This is a genomic window from Anaeromassilibacillus sp. An172, from assembly GCF_002160515.1.
Taxonomy (GTDB): domain Bacteria; phylum Bacillota; class Clostridia; order Oscillospirales; family Acutalibacteraceae; genus Limousia; species Limousia pullorum.
Window position 1 is genome coordinate 16,229 of record NZ_NFKS01000023.1, and the last position, 18,465, is coordinate 34,693.

An 18,465-nucleotide genomic window follows, 5' to 3' on the forward strand; every position below is an offset into this window, starting at 1 on the left:
TATAGAGGATTAGAAAGAAAATGTCTGCAATTACAAAACGAGCTTTGGAAGCTTCCCTAAAAAAGCTGCTTCTCACAAAGCCTCTGGACAAAATAACAATCTCCGACATAACCGATGACTGCGGAGTAAACCGCATGACCTTCTACTATCATTTTAAAGATATCTATGATTTGGTGGACTGGGTAATGCAAAACGATGCTGCCATCGCCATAAACGGAATGAAAACCTATGAAACATGGCAAAAAGGTTTTCTAAGCATTTTCAATCACATTTCCGAAAACAAAACCTTCTTTTTAAACGTATATAAATGCGTAAGCCGTGAACAGGTGGAAGGTTACCTGTACAAGCTCACCTATGATTTGCTTATGGGCGTTATAGAGGAGCAAAGCGTCGGTATGCATGTGCGTCAGGAGGACAAAGCCTTTATGGCTGACTTTTACAAATACGGTTTTGTAGGCCTTGTGCTTTCATGGATAAAGGAAGGCATGAAAAAAGACCCATCGGAGATAGTAAAAAAACTTAATACCCTTATACTCGGCGATTTAAAGCTTGCTTTAAAGAGATTTGAGTCGGAAGATATTTAATCATTGGACTATAAATGATGAAAAAACCGGCAATGAAACCACGGTGATAAATATATTATCATCGGAGATTCATTGTCGGTTTTAATTTTTTCAGGATGGTATATAATATAGTCACAGCAGAAAAAAACAAACAAAGCGCCGCTTATATGCGGCAGATTGGAGACTACATATGTATTATGCCAGCGGAAATTACGAAGCATTTGTAAAACCCGAAAAACCAAAGGATGTGGACAGAAAGTCCGCCTACATTGTAGGTTCAGGACTTGCAGCACTTACCGCCGCCTGTTATCTTGTTCGTGACGGACAAATGAACGGCGAAAGAATCCACATTTTAGAGAAAGACCCTATTCCCGGCGGAGCCTGCGACGGATTCAAATACGAGGACGTAGGCTACGTTATGAGAGGCGGAAGAGAGATGGACAACCACTTTGAAGTTATGTGGGACTTGTTCCGCTCTATTCCATCAATAGAAACCGAGGGTTTAAGTGTATTGGACGAATACTACTACCTCAACAAGAAAGACCCTAACTACTCACTTATGAGAGCCACCGAAAACAGAGGTCAGGACGCACACACAGACGGAAAATTCGGACTTTCAGACAAGGGTGCAATGGAAATTATGAAGCTTTTCTTCACACCTGACGAGGAGCTTTACGACAAGCGCATAACCGACTTTTTCGATGAGGAAGTTTTAAACTCAAACTTCTGGCTCTATTGGAGAACAATGTTTGCCTTTGAAAACTGGCACAGCGCCCTTGAAATGAAGCTGTACATCAAGCGTTTTATCCACCATGTAGGCGGCTTGCCCGATTTCAAAGCTCTTAGATTTACAAAGTACAATCAGTACGAGTCAATGATTCTACCGATGATTAAATATCTTGAGGAACACAATGTGGTTTTCCACTACAACACAAAGGTTGTAAACGTGGAATTTGAAATTAACGGTGAGAAAAAACAGGCTGTAAGAATTGTGGTAGACCACAAAGGAGATATAGAAAATATCGACCTTACAGAAAACGACCTTGTTTTCATTACAAACGGCGGATGCGTTGAAAATTCCTCAATCGGTTCACAGAACAAGCCGGCTAAGTTCAACCCGGAAATCAAGCCGGGCGGCGGCTGGGATATGTGGATGAAAATTGCCGCTCAGTCACCTGATTTCGGTCACCCTGAAAAGTTCTGCTATGACCCTGAGCAGACAAACTGGATGTCCGCAACTGTAACAACACTTGACCAGAAAATTGTCCCCTACATTCAGAATATATGCAAGCGTGACCCATTCAGCGGCAGAGTCGTAACCGGCGGTATTGTAACCGTTAAAGACTCCAACTGGCTTTTGAGCTGGACTTTCAACCGTCAGCCTCAGTTCCGCAGTCAGCCTAAGGGACAGCTTGTAGGCTGGATTTACGGACTTTTCAGCAATGTTCCCGGAAACTTCGTAAAGAAGCCAATGAGAGACTGTACAGGCAAGGAAATCTGCATGGAGTGGCTCTATCATTTGGGCGTACCAACCGAGCAAATCGAGGAACTGGCAGAAAACAGCGCAAACACAGTTCCATGCATGATGCCGTATATCACAGCATTTTTCATGCCGAGAGCTGAGGGCGACAGACCTTTGGTCGTTCCAAACGGAAGTGTAAACTTTGCTTTCCTTGGTCAGTTTGCAGAAACAAAGCGTGACACAATTTTCACCACCGAGTATTCCATGAGAACAGGTATGGAAGCCGTTTACACACTTCTTGACATAGACAGAGGCGTGCCCGAGGTTTGGGGAAGCGTATACGACATACGTGACCTTCTCAAAGCTACAGTTCAGCTTCGTGACGGCAAAAAAATCACAGACATGGATTTGGGACTTATGGAAAGAATTGCCCTTAAAGAAATCCTTAAAAAAGTTAGAAATACAGACATAGAAAAGTTATTAAAAGAATATAACGTCATATAAAAAAATACACTGTAAAATAGCTATATAAACGCTCAAAATATTTTTTAAACAGCTCTATACAATTTACCTTTTTTATACACCAATATTTATACTGTTTAGCTGAGGAAGTTTAAGAAAATAACAACTGATTTTAAACAAAAATAACCTCCTCAACAATGAATGCTGGAGAAACAGACGGTACTGTTTTTGTACCGTCTGTTTCTTTTTCAATATAAATTTACATAATATAGAATAAAAATAATAATATTGTCAAAATATTGTATTGAAGGTTGTTCAAATAAATGCTATAATTTAAGTACAAGTTTAAACGTTTATTTATTTAACAAGACAAAAACATAAAAGGAAGTGAAAAGATGTCGATAAGAACCAAAATGGCTATGGAAGCCTCATTAAAAAAATTACTGCTTAAAAAACCTCTGGACAAAATCACCATATCCGATATTACCGACGACTGCGGAATAAGCCGCATGACTTTTTACTACCATTTCAAAGATATTTACGACCTTGTTGACTGGATTTGTCTCAACGAAGCCCATCAAGCTTTACATTGTCTGAAATCCTTCGATACTTGGCAGCAGGGATTTCTTGAAATGTTCAAAATAGTACAAAAAAGCAAGTCGTTTTTTATCAACGTATACTCTTGTCTGAGCCTTGAAAAGGTTGAGGGATATCTCTACAATCTCACATACAGAATGCTTTACAATGTCGTTGATGAAAAGGCAAAAGGACTTAACGTAACAGAAGCCGATAAAAAATTTGTAACCGATTATTTTAAATTTGTGCTTGTAGGACTTATGCTTCAGTGGATTAAAAACGGAATGAAAGAAACTCCCGAGGATATTGTTTACAGATTCATCACCACATCACAGGGAAATATCATGTTGTGTCTTGAAAGACTTGCCAATGCAGCGGATAAAAAAACTGCACCTCAGATACCTCTTACATCCTGATAGTTACCGTTTATATTATTATAGAAAAGCTTTGAAAAAACAACGAAATTTATTTTTTAGCTTCGGTATACAATAGTCTTTTGGTGATAATTTTTTTATCATTTCCCCTATATTGTTTATTTTATTCTAATGTCAAAAAAGGTATAATCTCGTTGTTATATAGAACTTTGTCTGAGTATATTGTGATTTCAAACTTATTTTGCCATACACATAAACCTTTTTATACATTTTCCGAAATTATTTTATACTCTCGAAGTTTGTTCTTTCAATCCTTAATAATATTTATGCAAAACAGGAAGGTTGGTCGCCTTCCTGTTTTTCCTTTCTAAAAAAGCAGACGCCGGCAAATTACCTGCGTCTGCTTTTGTTTATTTAAAGGTATAGGCAATATGTTTATTCTTCAAACATAGGGGTTGAAAGATATCTTTCACCTGTATCAGGAAGCAATACAACAATGTTCTTACCCTTGTTCTCCTCTTTCTTTGAAAGTTCAGCTGCTGCCCACAAAGCGGCTCCTGAGGAAATACCCACAAGGATACCCTCTGTCTTTCCGAACTCTCTGCCCATGTTCATGGCGTCATCGTTTTCAACCTTTATAATCTCGTCATAAACGGAAGTATCAAGAATTTCAGGAACAAAACCGGCGCCTATTCCCTGTATTTTGTGAGGGCCTGGATTTCCGCCGGAAAGAACCGGAGAAGAGGCAGGCTCAACCGCAACAACCTTTACATCAGGATTTTTCTCTTTAAGGTACTTTCCGACACCGGTTACAGTTCCGCCTGTTCCAACGCCTGCAACAAAAATATCAACCTTTCCATCCATGTCCTCCCAGATTTCCGGGCCTGTTGTGAGATAGTGTGCTTCAGGATTTGACGGGTTTACAAACTGACCTGCAACAAAGCTTCCCTCAATCTCCTTTGAAAGCTCCTCGGCTTTTGCAATAGCACCTGACATGCCCTTGCTTCCCTCTGTAAGCACAAGCTTTGCGCCGTATGCTTTCATAAGCTTTCTGCGCTCAACAGACATGGTTTCAGGCATAACTATAATAATTTCATAGCCCTTTGAAGCGGCAATAGCGGCAAGTCCTATTCCTGTGTTTCCGCTTGTAGGTTCAATAATCACTGAACCCTTTTTCAAAATTCCGCTTTTCTCTGCATTTTCAATCATTGACCTTGCAACTCTGTCCTTAACGCTTCCGGCTGGATTAAAGTACTCAAGCTTTGCAAAGATGTTTGCCTTTGCGCCGATTTTTTTCTCTGTGTTAACTGCCTCTATAATTGGAGTTTTACCTATTAACTCTGTTACTGATTTATAAATTCTCATAATAATTTTCCTTTCAAAATTCAAATTGATTATCAATCGTCTTTCTTTATTGTTACCCTTTTATTTGAAAACAAATCATCACAGACAAAGTCTTTATGAGAAAGATTTCTGTCCTCTAAAAGGTCCTTAAGAGTAATACTGTCAAAATAACTGTCAATAAATTCTTGAAGTTTCTGCCACATCGGAAGTGTGGGACACTTGTCTGCTCTTTCACAGGTGTTCACATCACATTCAAGACAGGAGACAGGCGCAAGACTGCCTTCTGTAAGCCTGAGAATACTTCCAACCGTGTATTCCTCGGGACTTTTTGAGAGCTTGTAACCGCCGCCCTTGCCACGCAAACCCTCTACATAGTTTGCCTTTACCAGTATAGATATAATAGCTTCAAGATATTTTATGGAAATGCCCTGACTTTTTGTAAGCTCACGCAGAGGTATGTAATCTTCTGTGTTTCTGAGAGCCAATTCCAGCATTATTCTCAGGGCGTAACGTCCTTTTGTAGATATAAACATACAAGCACCTCCTATATACCTATAATACTATAAGTTTAGTAGGATTTCAAGACTTTTTTGAATCCGCCGTAAAATATTGCTTAAATTAACATAACTCAATATTAAAACGGCGGATTTAACTTAAATTTGTATAATTTTTATCTGTTCGGAACCCATATCAAGCTGTGACATAACCGCATCCTTTACCAAAAGTGAGCCGCTGTCATCCATATTCTGGGAAGCTACCACAACATTACAGCCCTCATCAGAGATAAAACATACCACATCGGTAAAGCCTTTTGCTTTTAAGAGGTTTTCAATATTTGACTGGGCAAGTATAAGCTTTTCCAGCTGAGAAACCGACTCTGCGGCCTCTTCCTTTGCCTCTTCGCTGTTTTCACTGAGACTTAATACCTCTTTGGCGTCCTCCAAAACCTTTGACTGGGTCTGCTCCCTGTCTGTTCTCACAGTTGAAAAATAGCTTATCTGTTTTTCGGTAAGCTCAGCCTTTACTGCTGTGGTGTCCTCTCCTTTGGTTGTTTCCTTGGTGGAATCCGTAGACTTGTCATCATCACCGCCGAAGATGCTGTCAAAGATACCGGCTTCCTGAGTTTCGTCGGTTATGTCGCCGTTTACGTACTGAGCCTCTCCAAGCTTTTTGGATGCGTCAACAGACAGCATGTCGCTGTTTCCCGTAAACTGCCAGTTAAGATAAACCGCAGCACCAAGAGCCAGCACAAGTGAAGCCATAAGTACATGTCTTTTCTGTATTTTCATTTCTATTCCTCCTGATAATCATATAATTTTGTGACGCTCACCCTTGAGGATGATATATTAAGCGCCTTAGTCACTACATCAATAATTTTTTCTTTTGTAACGGGATTTTCACCGCCGTCACAGACCACAGCCACACCACGCACCGTAGGCTCTATGCTTTTGGTTTTGGTATCGCCGTTTGAAAGATAGACATACTCAACGGAATTTTCCATTGTCAGCAGGATTTCACATCTTCCCACCCCGCTGATTTTTGAAATTATTTCTTTCAGTTCCTTTTCCAGATTATCTCCGTAAACCTCTGCGCTTACAGATGACTGAGAACCGTCATAAGCCTCGCCGCTTTCACCTCCGTCCCAAAGTGACGAAAGAAAAATCAAAACAATTCCGGCAATTCCCAAGGCTATAATTATCCTCAGTGTATTTTCCTTTATCGGAAATTTTCCGGCAAGATCAAAAACCGTCTTTTCTTTTGTCTTTCCCATTTTAAGCATCTTTCCCTTCATCAACAGTTATAATATTCGGAAAAACTTTAAAGTCATTCTTTATAAGACTGTTTATCTTTGTTCTGAACAACCGGTTTTGTTCCTGATTTATGTATATGTTTATTTCTTCAACATATATTCCATGGTCACTGTCGGTTTCAAGAATAATTCTTATGTCGGAAGCCTCTATGCCCTCCTGCTTCAAAATATAGTCCGTATATTCACAGAGCTTTTCTTCCGCAACAGATATAACCTCATTTTCATAGTAATCCTCATACTCTGCGGAAAGCTCTTCTCCGTCCGGCATTATATAAAGCTCCTCAGAAAAATCAACAGAGGTCTTTGTAAATGAGGATATAACCACAGCAAGCAAAAAAATCCCCATAACTACGTTCATTATCTTCTTTGTATTTCCCAAAGGGGCGATAATTCCCACCGCTGCGCTTATTACACAGCAAAGGCAGATTATCCCGCCCACCTCGCTTATAAAGCTCACGACGCACCTCCGGCAACCAGTATAATTGTTGTGGATATTACGAAAATCGTGCAGACGGACAAAAGCAAAGCTATCAACATACCCAGCACCGAAGAAACGCCGTTTAACAGCGTTACAGCTGTATTCTGTCCCAAAATCTCACCCACAAGCTTGCACAGATTAAGTGATAAAAGCCACAGCACACACTGAATAAGCACCGGTAAAAAAATTACAGCTATGGAGATAATAACAAAAACTCCTATTCCCGATTTTAAAAGTCCCATACCTGATTTTACCGTCCTGTAAGCCTCTGAAAGCGCTGAACCCACCACCGGCACAAAGGATGAAACCGTAAATCTTACAGCCCTTGTGGCGACGGAATCGGCAGAGCTTGTAAGCAAGGTATTAAAGGTCAGCAAAGCCGAAAAAACAGACATTGAAAAAGCAAGTATCCACTTTACCGCCCTTGAAATAGCCGAAGAAATTCCACCGAGCTTTAACTGAGGGGACATTCCCCCCATAACAGAAATACCTAAAAACACATTCATAAAAGGCACAATCACACGAGAAGCCAAAAGCGAAATAACATTTCCCACACCAATCATAACCGAATAGTAAGCCGCACCGCTTACGGAATTTCCCGAGGAAATAACAATCCCTGCAAAAACCGGCAGATAGGCAAGCAAAAAGCTTGTGGAAACCATAAGTGAACCGGCGCAGTTTTCAATAAGCTTTGTAACAGGAAGAACTATTATTGAGGTCACAGCCAATACGGAAACCGTTCCCATAACCTCGCTCATGGGCGAGCTTTTAAGCCCTTCCCGAAATCCGTCCAGTATGGCAAAAATTATCATAACACCGCATACGGAAGCAAAAACACCGAAAGGCGTTTTCCCCTGGCCGGTTATAAGCTTCATAACCTCTCCGGCAAGCCTTGAAAAATCCAAATCAAGAAGAGAGGAAAAGTCCGGCCCGTAAATATCAAGGCTGTTTAAAATCTCCTTAGTATCGTCGGGAAGAGCGTTTATCAAGTCCTCTCCCTGCTGAAAATCCTCTATGTAATCCAGCGCATCATCCTTGTCCCCCTGTTCCTCTCCGCTGTTTTCGGTGGTTTCCGGTACTGCCTGATACTCCTCGCCTCTTACAAAAATTGATGACCAAAGCACCAGCAGAAACAAAACTGAAATCACGCAGAACACTTTTAAACACCTTTGTTTTCTTTTGCAGTCAAAGGAAATCATCATAATCTTTACGTCCTTTAATTTAATCAGCCTGCCGACAAAAGACCCAAAGCCAAAGAAAGCAGGTCTTGAAGCATCGGCATAGCGGCAATCAATATCATAATTTTTCCGCAGAGCAGCACATTATTTCCCAGTGCGGAGCATCCGGCGTCATTACAGCAGTCACTTGCAAATTCCGTAAGGAAACATATTCCCAGAGCTTTTATAATCACCTCTATGTATTCCAGATTTATAGAAAAGTTCTCTGCCATATCACGTATAGTTTCCGTAATCTGAGATACTTCCCCAATCACATAAAGGATAATTATAACGCATCCGCAGACCTGCAAGGCAAAAGCCGCTTCTCCGTTGTGTTTTTTCACCAATAGGGAAAGCACTGCGCAGACTATCGCCGCTCCGCATACTCCTGCGATATTCATAGCTAAAGCCCAAAGACAGATTTTATTGTGTCAAAGAGGTTGTCAATCTGTCCTATTATCATCATCAAAGCGACTATCAAGCCTGCCAAGGTTGTGAGCAATGCCTGCTCTTCTCTTCCGCTTCTCACCAAAAGCTGGTTAAGCACAGCCACAATTATTCCTATTGCGGCAATTTTGAAAATCATATCTACATCCATAACTTTTCACTCCAACGCTTTATAAAAGCAGAAGGGCAAACGCCGCTCCCGCACAGACGCCGCATATTCTGTAAAGGCGTCCTTTTGTCTTTGCCTCCTCTTTCGCCGCCTCATAACTCTGGCGGAAAAATTCTTCATACATGGAAAGATGGTCTATCTGACCTTCTGTGTCTGTAGCTCCCAGACCTCTGCCCAATCCATATAAAAGATTAAGGTCATCCGCTGTCAAACTGCACCCTGCGGCAGCTTCAGCCGACATATCGTTCCAGATTTCCGAAAAATCATCCTCTCCGGAAACCACATTAAAATCACCGAAATATTTTTTCACAAGAGGCTGGGAAGCGCTCTCCCTCACCGCTGAATAGATTTCCTCACCTGTAAATCTGATTTTGGATTTTAAAGTACCGATAAACACAGTGGCATCTCCCAGAAAATTTCTTCTGCGGAATAGATTTTTACTGCTTATCTCTCCGAAATAACAGCAGGCTGTAAAAATCAAAATAATTCCCAGCCACTTAACCATGGGGATATTCCCCCAGCTTTATTATCTCCCCTATTGTTCCAGCCTCTTTGCAGCTTTTCAGAAAAACCATGTTTGCAAACGCCCCTGTTTCCAAAAGCTTTGCGCCTTGACTTCTCTTTTTAAGCTGAAGAGGATTTTTGCAGTGAACCGTTGTGACAAATGTGACTCCTGAGTTAAGCCCACGCCTTAATGACTCCACGTCATCTTCTCCCAATTCGTCACAGATGATAACCTGAGGCGAAAGACATCTCACCGCCTGTTCCACACCGTATTTAACTGTATAACCGTCCAAAACATCGCAGTAACCGGAATCCTCACGGGGTATTCCCGAGCAGACAGAGCATATCTCTCCTCTTGAGTCAACAACCGTAACTCTCATTCTGCGGTTTACTGAAAGCTCGTAAGCCAAATCCCTGAGCATTGTGGTTTTTCCCGAGCAAGGCTCTCCGCAGATAAGTATTCCTCCGCTGTCGATAAGGCTTATAAGCTTCTCTGAACACCCTCTGTGTGAGGTCGCCACTCTTATGTTAATTCCGCTTATGTTTTTCACATTGGAAATCCCGTTGTTTTCCCACACGGCAGTTCCCGTAATTCCGGCACGGTGACCTCCGTTTATTGTTATGTATCCGCTTTTTATCTCCTGTCTGTGGCTGTAAACGGAATTGTTGCAGAGATTTTTAAAGGTTTCGGAGATATCCTCAGGAAAAACCGTGACACACCTTTTCTGTTCAAACTCATTTGTTATATCTCCGTTTTCCATAAGAAAGCAGTTTTCACCATTTATAGTGAACATTAAAGGTCGTCCGGCTCTCAGTCTTACCTCCTGAATATTTTTCTTTTTATCCCTTTGCATAGTAACCAGACGCCTTCTAAGCCTTTGAGAAACCACACAGCAGGCGCAGTCAAAAGCTTTTTCAAAATCCATGGCAGTTTTGTCCATTTTTCTCATTCCTCCTTTGTCTTTACCAAATACTTATGAAAGGCAATAGGAAAATATGCAAAAAAATCCCCGAGGGATTAAGTGATATCACATTAATCCTTCGGGGATAGATATTAGGTTTTAAATTTTTATTTACAGGTCTTCATTTGAAGCGATAGCAAGCTGTATTTTTGTTGCGTCATATACGGTAATCTTTCCGTCCTTATTTGTATCCGCCGCTTCAAATACAAATTTATCTGCTGAAATAGCCTTTACCAGATACTGCTGTATATAAGAAGCATCGTCTATTGTCATACTTCCTGAACCGTCTGCATCGCCCAAAACGAAATCAGGCTTAACAAGCTCAAGGGAATTAACAGCGCTTTCTATGGCTTTTAATGCCTCATCAACCTGAGTCTGTGTAATCTCTTCTCCTGCCTCAGCCTTTGCAATTATTGCCTGTGCTTCATCAATAGCTGTTTTGAGAACCTCTCTGCTCTCGGCTGTGTATTCTTCCATATCAACCATCGGGAGAGCTTCTTCCACCTTGTTTTTAAGCTCTGTTACATCAGGTGTATCAGGTTCTTCAACCAATGCGTTTACAACCTTCACTATTGTAAATGAATGAGGTTCTACAACAACTCTTGCAGTTTCGCTGTTTTCAGCTACTGTCTCAGTGGTTCTGATAACATCAACATTGTCAGGATTGTCGATAGTATTTTCTGCATAGAATGTGTCGCCGGAGATGTACTGGATTTCCAAAGTTTTTCCGGAAAGGTCAACTCCGTCAACCTTAATATCGACAATACCCTTACCATCAAGCTTTGAATTTACCAAAGCAAGATATAGGTTTCCGTCGGCATCCTTACTTGCCATAGCGGCATACTGCTCGGTTCCGTTATCGAGAAGTCTTGTATCGCTGAATGTAGAGGAAAGAACATCAGTACCGGAAGCACTGTTGTACATTTCAAATACCCTTGCGCTCGGTGTTGAGAAGAACTTATAATCGCCCTCACCGGTAATTATGTCTGCGCCCTCCTGCGGAACCGCCTGGATAACAGCCTGCTGTGTAGGTCCAAGGGAATCTCCGCCGGATGAGTACCAGTCAACAAGGCAGTGCTTCTGAATATATGGGCTGTCAAGTCTTATGTACTCCATAAGAACACGGGCTATATACAAAGCGTGTGTCTGTGAACGAACCATTGTATCATAAGACGGATAAATACCGTATTCGGAAATGGCCGGAACCTTAGTATTGTCACCTGTGATAGTTCTCATTTCATTTACAAGGTTTGAAACTCTTGAAACTGTTCCCGGAATAAGGGAAAGTGTGCTGTAATAGAACTGTTTCTTTGTTTCCTCGTTTGCGCTTCCGCCGGCAGGTGTTCCTGCGTATGGATGAATTGTCATTCCGTCATAAAGGCTGTCAGCGCCTTTCTGATGCATAATATTTATAAAGCTTGATGTTTCCCAGCTTGTGTAAATATAAAGCTCTTTTTCCTCTTCGCCTTTGCTCTTGAGGTTGTTGTTTATCTGCTCCATAGTGTCACGCATTGCCTGACTGATATCTATAAAGCCTTCTCTTTCAACTGTGTAGCTTACAAAAATCTGGCTGTCCTTTGGAGGAATAGCTCCGTTTACACCGTCACCGAAGATAATTCCGCCTGTTGCATAGTCGATTTTTGCAACCTTGTCGTTAGCTCCTGCTGTTGAAAGGTCGGAAACTACTTTCCATTCTTCATTGCCCACATAAACCTTTGTGGTTTCGTCGTTACTGCTTATAGCTTTAAAGTCCGCATAATCCGCAGGGTCATAGTTATACTGCTCCATAACTCCGCTGTTGCCGCTTGTGATATCTCTAAGTCCGATATCTCCGTTGGCAATACCCAAAGCCGGATGAGGATTAGCATATCTCATATAGAAAATCTGGTTAGCTGTTCCGTCTGACTTTGATTCTATTGAATTCCAGTCATCATATGCAACAGCATACTGCTTTTCGCAGACAACAGTGCCGCCCTCGATATATGCATAATCGGAAGCCTTTCCGTTTACATAGTTTGTCCAGAAGCCCTGGCTCCAAAGTCCGTCTCCGTCCTTGCCGCCGCCCTGATTCATCTCGTTGCCCATTTCAAAGTAACGAACATTGTAAGGGTCAGGATGACCGTTTTCAGCTCTCACTGCTGCCCAGTCAATTCCGCCGTTGGGGTTTGAACCGTCGTTTGGAGCGTTAAGATATTCAACAAGGTCTGCAGCATCGCTGGCGCTGCCTCTGCCCATTCCGTAAACATAAACTATCTCAGAACCAACATCGGAAGCAAAGTCGCCTACCTCTTTAATACCAAAGTTAGAGGCTATACCTCTCTGAGGCTGACCGTTGCTGTTTGTGTTGTAATAACCGTGAACCTGGTCAAGTCTTTCGTCCTTGCTGCCCAATGTTCCCTTCCACTGGAAGAGGTTTGAAATTGAACCGCCCGGATAACGGACAGAACCAAAACCTGCTTCCTTATACAAATCAACAAAATCCTGTTTCATTGTCATTGTTTCGGAATCAAATGTGCCGTAACCGTTGAAGCCGAAACGATGGTTAGTACCGAATACGCCGTTGTCTATTATATTTGTAACATCATCTGTATTTATTGTAACAACAATAGGTGAAGCATTCTGATAATTATCATAAGCTGTGCTCAATGCTTCATATTCTGCGAGCATATCCTCGTAGATAATATTTTCCGGGATTTCTGCGCTGTGGTCAACAGCCTCTTTCAAAGCTATATACTCCGGCATGTCCTCAGTCAAATCGCCTGAAGACAAAGCTTCCTTAGCCTTTGTCAAAAGCTCGTTATATTGAAGTTTTAAAGCCACAAGCTTCTGCTCGTTTACAGCAGCAGAATTAAGCTGATATATTCCCTTAACTTCATTTTCAGAAAGAGCCCTTGTGTACAGACGTATTTCATCCATACTTCCTGCAAACTGGTCTGAATTTCCAAGCTGCTTGTGAGAACCTATAATCAAATCTGTAACAGCTGTGGCGTTATTTTTGCTGAGAGTATGTTCACCAAGCTTAACACCGTCAAGATACAAAGCTATTGTATAATTTCCGTCTGTTCCGTTTGATTTAACAAGAGCCAAATGCTGCCACTCATTATAGCTTGTGGCCTCTCCGAAATATTTGTTTTCCTCAGAAATATATGTGCCGTACTGACCGCTTGTTGTTCTGAAAAGCAAGCTTCTGCCTGTTGCAGTGCTCTGCTGAATAAGAACAGTGCTCATGGTAGTATCTTTCTGATCCTCAGAGTTTTTAACCCACATAGTTATAGTAAATTCATTTTGTGAATTCAATCCGTTGGCAATAGTAACATTGGAGCTGTTGCCGGAAGTCTTTTTAGCAAATGAAAGCATTTTTCCCATGCTCTCAATATCAGACTCAGCTATTGTAAGATTACTTCCTGACATTGTAGCTGTCAATGTGCCGCCCTGAGCCATATTTTCAAGAGAACCGCTGTCTGCTGTCCAATATCCCACAAGACCCTTATTTAATGCGTCCTCGCCGTCAACTGCTGTATTAAAATCAGCAATCTTTTCATTAAGGTCAGAAATGGCATTCTGCCTTTCCTCTGTTGTGCCTGCTTCCAAAGCAGCCTTTGCCTTTTTCAGGGAATTATCAAGTAAAACATATGCCTGATGTGTGATTTCCAGCTTTCCGCTCTTCAAAAGGCTGTCAGCCTGTGATATTGCAGCTTCAAGCTGAGAATTCACAGCCTCCTCTGTCTTTGCATTATAAAGTGCCATTACATCATCAGCTGTGAGAACTCTCTCATAGAAACGCAGGTCGTCTATATCTCCGGTAAACTGACCGTTGTCCTTATCGGTTTTGTTCTTATGAGAACCGATTATAAGGTCTGTAACCTTGTCAATTACCTGTGAAGCGTCACACTCACCTGTGTATGTCTGCTCTCCGTTAATATAAAACTTGAGAGTATATTTTCCATTGTCGAGATTTTCCTTTGTAATGGTGATATTCTCCCATTTTCCATCGGCAGTTGCAGGTGATGTTTCGATGTCTGTGCCATTCATGTAAACAGTGTACTTGTCATCAGTACCTCTGTACAAAAATGTTTTTCCTGTTGCCCCATCCTTATCGGCAAACTGCAGCATAATTGTGTTCTGTGTGGTAATCTGCTGTGATGAGTTGTTTACCCACAGTGAAACTGAAAAATCTTCCTGTTTTGGATTAAACATATCCCCAATAAACATTCTGGAATTTTCCGCAGCATCGCCCTTAGACTCAAAGTGCAGAACCTTTCCGTATGTTTCGTCACCGCTGTCCTTTACGGACACCTTGTTTCCCTCAAGCACAGCTTTAATTGAAGAATCCGAACCGATATTGACAGGGTTGCCGCTTGCATCGGTTTCTTCAAAATTCCAGTGTGCCGTCAAATTGCTGTCTATATCAGCCTTAGGAGTTATTTCCGCCGAAGATGAATAAACGCACATGGTGGAAATCATGCCCAAAGCCAAAATAACAGACAGTATTTTCTTAGCTCTCTTCATTTTTATCCTCCTTTTTATGTTTATACAGTCGATTGAAACCCAAAGGAATCAAACTACCAATATACAAAATCACACGCCGCAAGTCTATGCAGCAATATAAACAAAATAACACATCATATAGTTATTATTATAACTAATTACAATAAGTTTTTCAATAGATTTACGAAATATTTATTTAAAAAAGTTTCATCTAGCAAATTAAATAAATTTCTAAAAACACAAAAAAGAAGAGCGGACAGATTGAGATTTTCTGTCCGCTTAATTAAGTCTTATAAAATTGGAATAAATATCAGATTTTTAATTTTTTTATCATGCTTTCCCTGTCTTTCTCGTCGGGATGAGAAAGAGCCATATCAAAGTTTTTAATAAGCATCTGAGCCTGTGCCGCTTTATCCTGGTCTGCAAGCATTTTTTCATATCTATCTCTTACAGCCATAGGCATTTTTCCCTGGCACATAAACATTTCCATAATTTCATTGTCAGCAGGAATTAAAGCCTTGACGCCATTTAAAATCTTTTCAAAATATTCATCGCTTACGCCGAAACCGGCAGTTCCGAAAAGATAAATCTTCTTTCCGTGAAGGCTTTCAAGAAAATTCTTCACCTTATCGGTACAGCTGCCCTTGTCTGTCCAAAAGCCCACAAAATATGTATCCGCCTCAACTGCGTTATCAATATCTCCGCAGTAAACGCAATCCTTAATTTCTTCCGCTATCCACTGAGCCAAAAGCTTTGTGTTTCCTGTTTTGCTGTCAAATACCACTGCACTTCTCATAATACTTCCTCACTTTCAAACAGCATTGTTTAATTGTTAACATAATTAAATAATAAACCTGTTATATGTTGTAAAGATTACGTCCATGTGATTTATATATGATATTTAAAGCCTTATTCCAAAGCCTATGGTTTCCATAAGATTCATGTACATAAGCTTCTGTACAAAATCACCTGGATGAAGACCGTCGTTTTTACAGCCCTCGCCGCAGATTATATCGTCAATTTTCTTTCCGGAAGCCACAAGATAATTTTGAATATATCTGTAGTTGTCCACAAAGAGAAGATTTTTCTCATCTGCCACCATAGTGAGGATTGTTTCAATATCCTCGCTGTGATGAATACGGTTAATATAGAACTCATTGCTTTCGGTAGACGGATTAAGGGACGCAAGCACAAGGATTTTTCCCTTTTTCTCCATAAGCTCTGTAAATTTAATAAGGTTATCATAAAGTTCATGAAGTCCGTCAGGTCTTTTTCTGTCGTTAGCCCCTGCAAGCAAAATCACAATGTCGTCGTCTTCATCAATTATTTTATCAAAGTTATTGAGGAGCTGGGTTGTGTTTGCCCCGTCACAGCCCTTGTTAATTACAGATGAGCATGGATATTTTTCGCTTATGTATTTTGCAAACAATCCGCCCCAGCTGTTTGGAGCAGTTTTTCTGTAAAAAATATCTTCACCGTCTTTGAAAACAACCTCATCGGTTCTGACACAACATGAACTTCCTGTTCCTGCGGAAAGGCTGTCGCCTGTTATCTTTATTTTTGCGCCCTCTTTGATTTTCTTTATTATTTCTGACTTATATCCCATAAAATCACCGTTTCTTTTATATAAACTGAAAAAAGCACCTGCATATGCAAGTGCTTTTTTCTTGGCGGAGGACAAGGGATTTGAACCCTCGCGCCGGTTACCCGACCTACTCCCTTAGCAGGGGAGCCTCTTCACCACTTGAGTAATCCTCCAAGATGGCAAATTAAATTGCTAAAAAATAAATGGCGGAGAGGAAGGGATTCGAACCCTTGGTCCCTTGCGGGATCACTAGTTTTCAAGACTAGCTCCTTAAACCACTCGGACACCTCTCCATCGCAACTGACAGTGGATATTATATCACAGACAAACCGTCTTGTCAACATTTTTCATAAGTTTTTTTATTATTATTTTACAAAAAATTTTTTATTCGTCTGTGACACGGTATTCTTCCACATAAAAAGTTCCCGCTATGGAAAACATAACGGGAACCGATATTTAATTATTTAAAATCTCTGTACTTTTTAACCTTTGCATTGTTTCTGTCTGAAAGGGTTTTTACAACAATAATATAAACCAAAAGCAGGCAAACAAAAACAACAGCTATTATTATAAACCAGGGTGACAAAACCAGATTTCCGAAAGTTCCTAAGAAGAACTTCAAATCACTTCTCTGTACACTTTCAGTTGCAACAAGGTTTATTGTTGCATAGTCATCGCCTCTGTATTTGATAAGAGCAGTTCCTACAACGTCGCCTTTATTTACAGGAGCCTGTAACGGTTCTTCAAACTGAGGAACTATCTCTATATCCGTATCCTTTGTGTCGGTAGGCATCAAAGTAACGAAATTGGACTCCGGAATAAGCAATATGCTGTCTTTGCCTGAGGAATACAGAATCTTCTCATTGCAGATTGGAACATCAGTGTCTGCAACTGTTCTCATTTCAAATGTATCAAACGCCCAGTTAAATAGGTTAATTGCATCGAGAACCGTTCCTGTTATTCCGGAAAACGGATCGTCATACATTGCAACAAGTATGTAGCTGTAGCCGTCCTTTTCCGCTGTCTGTACAAGGCATTTTCCTGCCTGATCGGTAAATCCTGTTTTACCGCATACAGCATATGGATAATATTGATCCTCTCCACGGTTTTCATCAATCAGATTGTTTGTGGTATAAATCGGATAATCGTCGCCTTCACAATAATATGTAGCAGTTGAAGTTACCTCTTTAAACATATATGTGTTAAGTGCATACTCAGATATTTTCATAAGGTCTCTTGCGGTTGTATAGTGATCATCGTCATGGAGTCCGTGAGGATTTACGAAATGTGTATTCTCACATCCAAGCTCCTCAGCCTTTGCATTCATCATATCAACGAAATTTTCTATGCTGCCGCCGCCAACATAATCAGCCAAAACCAAAGCCGCATCATTTCCGGAAGGAAGCATCAAACAGTAGAGCAAATCAATTACAGAAACTGTTTCGCCTATTTTATACTGCAATCCTGCCATAGAGCTTTCTGTTCCGTCAAGCATGGAAATTATATCCTGCTTAATCTCAACTCTGGTATTTTCAATATCCTCAACATTTTCAACTGTGATAATATATGTCATAATCTTAGTTGTTGAAGCGGGATATCTTTTTGTATCGGCATCTTTCTCGTACAAAACCTCTCCTGTATCAAGACTTTTAAATAATACGGACGCAGAGCGGATTTCTCCTCCGTACTCCCCCTCAAAGTCGTATACATATGCTGATACAGACATAAAAGTGCTGCAAAACAACACAGCCAGTATCATGACACAGGAAAATAAACACAGCAATCTTTTCTTCATTTTTTCCTCCTGTTGATAATCTATACACAATTATCATATTATGTCTGTTTGAAAAAACTAACATGTCAGAGAAACGGAAAACATAAAACCATAAACATATTACTATTTCTTACAAACAAATTGTCTGTGACAATCATGCATGATAATTTTTTAACTTTAATTTTTATCCATAGTATTTATCATACAATAATCGTTACTTAATTTCAACAACAATATTTCGATTTTAACC

The 18,465-nt window shown here is 40.6% G+C and carries 17 protein-coding genes and 2 tRNA genes; 3 read left to right on the forward strand and 16 right to left on the reverse strand.

Annotated features, from left to right (window positions below; translation table 11 throughout):
- Positions 1-20: 20 nt before the first annotated feature.
- The 3 genes from B5F08_RS10235 (at position 21) to B5F08_RS10245 (ending at position 3,479) form a co-directional block, all read left to right on the forward strand.
- Positions 21-584: a TetR/AcrR family transcriptional regulator gene (locus B5F08_RS10235; RefSeq protein ID WP_087378943.1), complete on the forward strand. Its 564-nt coding sequence runs from the start codon at positions 21-23 to the stop codon at positions 582-584.
- A 169-nt stretch (positions 585-753) separates the two neighbouring features.
- Positions 754-2,529, forward strand: coding sequence for an oleate hydratase (locus tag B5F08_RS10240; protein WP_087378945.1), 1,776 nt, complete (start codon positions 754-756; stop codon positions 2,527-2,529).
- Positions 2,530-2,882: 353 nt separating this feature from the next.
- Entirely contained in the window at positions 2,883-3,479 is a 597-nt protein-coding gene (locus B5F08_RS10245) for a TetR/AcrR family transcriptional regulator (protein WP_087378947.1), read from the forward strand.
- 393 nt (positions 3,480-3,872) lie between these two features.
- Here the strand turns inward: B5F08_RS10245 and cysK are convergent, their stop codons facing one another.
- The 16 genes from cysK to B5F08_RS10325 all read right to left on the reverse strand — a co-directional run bounded on the left by cysK (position 3,873) and on the right by B5F08_RS10325 (position 18,236).
- Positions 3,873-4,805: a cysteine synthase A gene (gene cysK / locus B5F08_RS10250; protein WP_087379001.1), complete on the reverse strand. Its 933-nt coding sequence runs from the start codon at positions 4,803-4,805 to the stop codon at positions 3,873-3,875.
- A gap of 29 nt (positions 4,806-4,834) precedes the next feature.
- Entirely contained in the window at positions 4,835-5,314 is a 480-nt protein-coding gene (locus B5F08_RS10255; protein ID WP_087378949.1) for an RrF2 family transcriptional regulator, read from the reverse strand.
- Positions 5,315-5,434: 120 nt separating this feature from the next.
- Complete coding sequence (locus B5F08_RS10260) at positions 5,435-6,070, reverse strand: SpoIIIAH-like family protein (RefSeq protein ID WP_087378951.1); 636 nt, start codon at positions 6,068-6,070, stop codon at positions 5,435-5,437.
- 2 nt (positions 6,071-6,072) lie between these two features.
- On the reverse strand, positions 6,073-6,552 hold the full coding sequence (locus B5F08_RS10265; RefSeq protein ID WP_143256394.1) for a hypothetical protein: 480 nt from the start codon (positions 6,550-6,552) through the stop codon (positions 6,073-6,075).
- A 1-nt stretch (position 6,553) separates the two neighbouring features.
- Positions 6,554-7,048 (reverse strand): stage III sporulation protein AF, encoded by a 495-nt coding sequence (locus tag B5F08_RS10270; protein WP_158096282.1) that lies wholly within the window; start codon positions 7,046-7,048, stop codon positions 6,554-6,556.
- Entirely contained in the window at positions 7,045-8,271 is a 1,227-nt protein-coding gene (locus tag B5F08_RS10275; protein ID WP_087378957.1) for a stage III sporulation protein AE, read from the reverse strand. The genes B5F08_RS10270 and B5F08_RS10275 overlap by 4 nt, the downstream gene beginning before the upstream one ends.
- 23 nt (positions 8,272-8,294) lie before the next feature.
- Positions 8,295-8,687, reverse strand: coding sequence for a SpoIIIAC/SpoIIIAD family protein (locus B5F08_RS10280; RefSeq protein WP_087378959.1), 393 nt, complete (start codon positions 8,685-8,687; stop codon positions 8,295-8,297).
- Between the two features lie 2 nt (positions 8,688-8,689).
- Positions 8,690-8,884, reverse strand: a complete 195-nt coding sequence (gene spoIIIAC, locus B5F08_RS10285; protein WP_087378961.1) for a stage III sporulation protein AC — start codon at positions 8,882-8,884, stop codon at positions 8,690-8,692.
- Positions 8,885-8,903: 19 nt separating this feature from the next.
- Entirely contained in the window at positions 8,904-9,407 is a 504-nt protein-coding gene (locus tag B5F08_RS10290; protein ID WP_087378963.1) for a stage III sporulation protein AB, read from the reverse strand.
- Positions 9,400-10,347 carry a hypothetical protein gene (locus tag B5F08_RS10295; protein ID WP_087378965.1) on the reverse strand — a complete coding sequence of 316 codons (948 nt, stop codon included), beginning with the start codon at positions 10,345-10,347 and terminating at the stop codon, positions 9,400-9,402. The genes B5F08_RS10290 and B5F08_RS10295 overlap by 8 nt, the downstream gene beginning before the upstream one ends.
- Positions 10,348-10,479: 132 nt before the next feature.
- A complete protein-coding gene (locus B5F08_RS10300) occupies positions 10,480-14,877 on the reverse strand; it encodes a LamG-like jellyroll fold domain-containing protein (RefSeq protein ID WP_087378967.1) in 4,398 nt (1,465 codons plus the stop codon).
- A gap of 289 nt (positions 14,878-15,166) precedes the next feature.
- Positions 15,167-15,652 carry a flavodoxin family protein BilS gene (gene bilS / locus B5F08_RS10305; protein WP_087378969.1) on the reverse strand — a complete coding sequence of 162 codons (486 nt, stop codon included), beginning with the start codon at positions 15,650-15,652 and terminating at the stop codon, positions 15,167-15,169.
- Positions 15,653-15,757: 105 nt separating this feature from the next.
- Entirely contained in the window at positions 15,758-16,462 is a 705-nt protein-coding gene (locus tag B5F08_RS10310; protein ID WP_143256396.1) for an SGNH/GDSL hydrolase family protein, read from the reverse strand.
- 62 nt (positions 16,463-16,524) lie between these two features.
- A tRNA-Ser gene (locus B5F08_RS10315) sits at positions 16,525-16,614 on the reverse strand.
- Between the two features lie 31 nt (positions 16,615-16,645).
- A tRNA-Ser gene (locus B5F08_RS10320) sits at positions 16,646-16,734 on the reverse strand.
- A gap of 167 nt (positions 16,735-16,901) precedes the next feature.
- Positions 16,902-18,236, reverse strand: coding sequence for a D-alanyl-D-alanine carboxypeptidase family protein (locus B5F08_RS10325; RefSeq protein WP_087378973.1), 1,335 nt, complete (start codon positions 18,234-18,236; stop codon positions 16,902-16,904).
- Positions 18,237-18,465 lie beyond the last annotated feature (229 nt).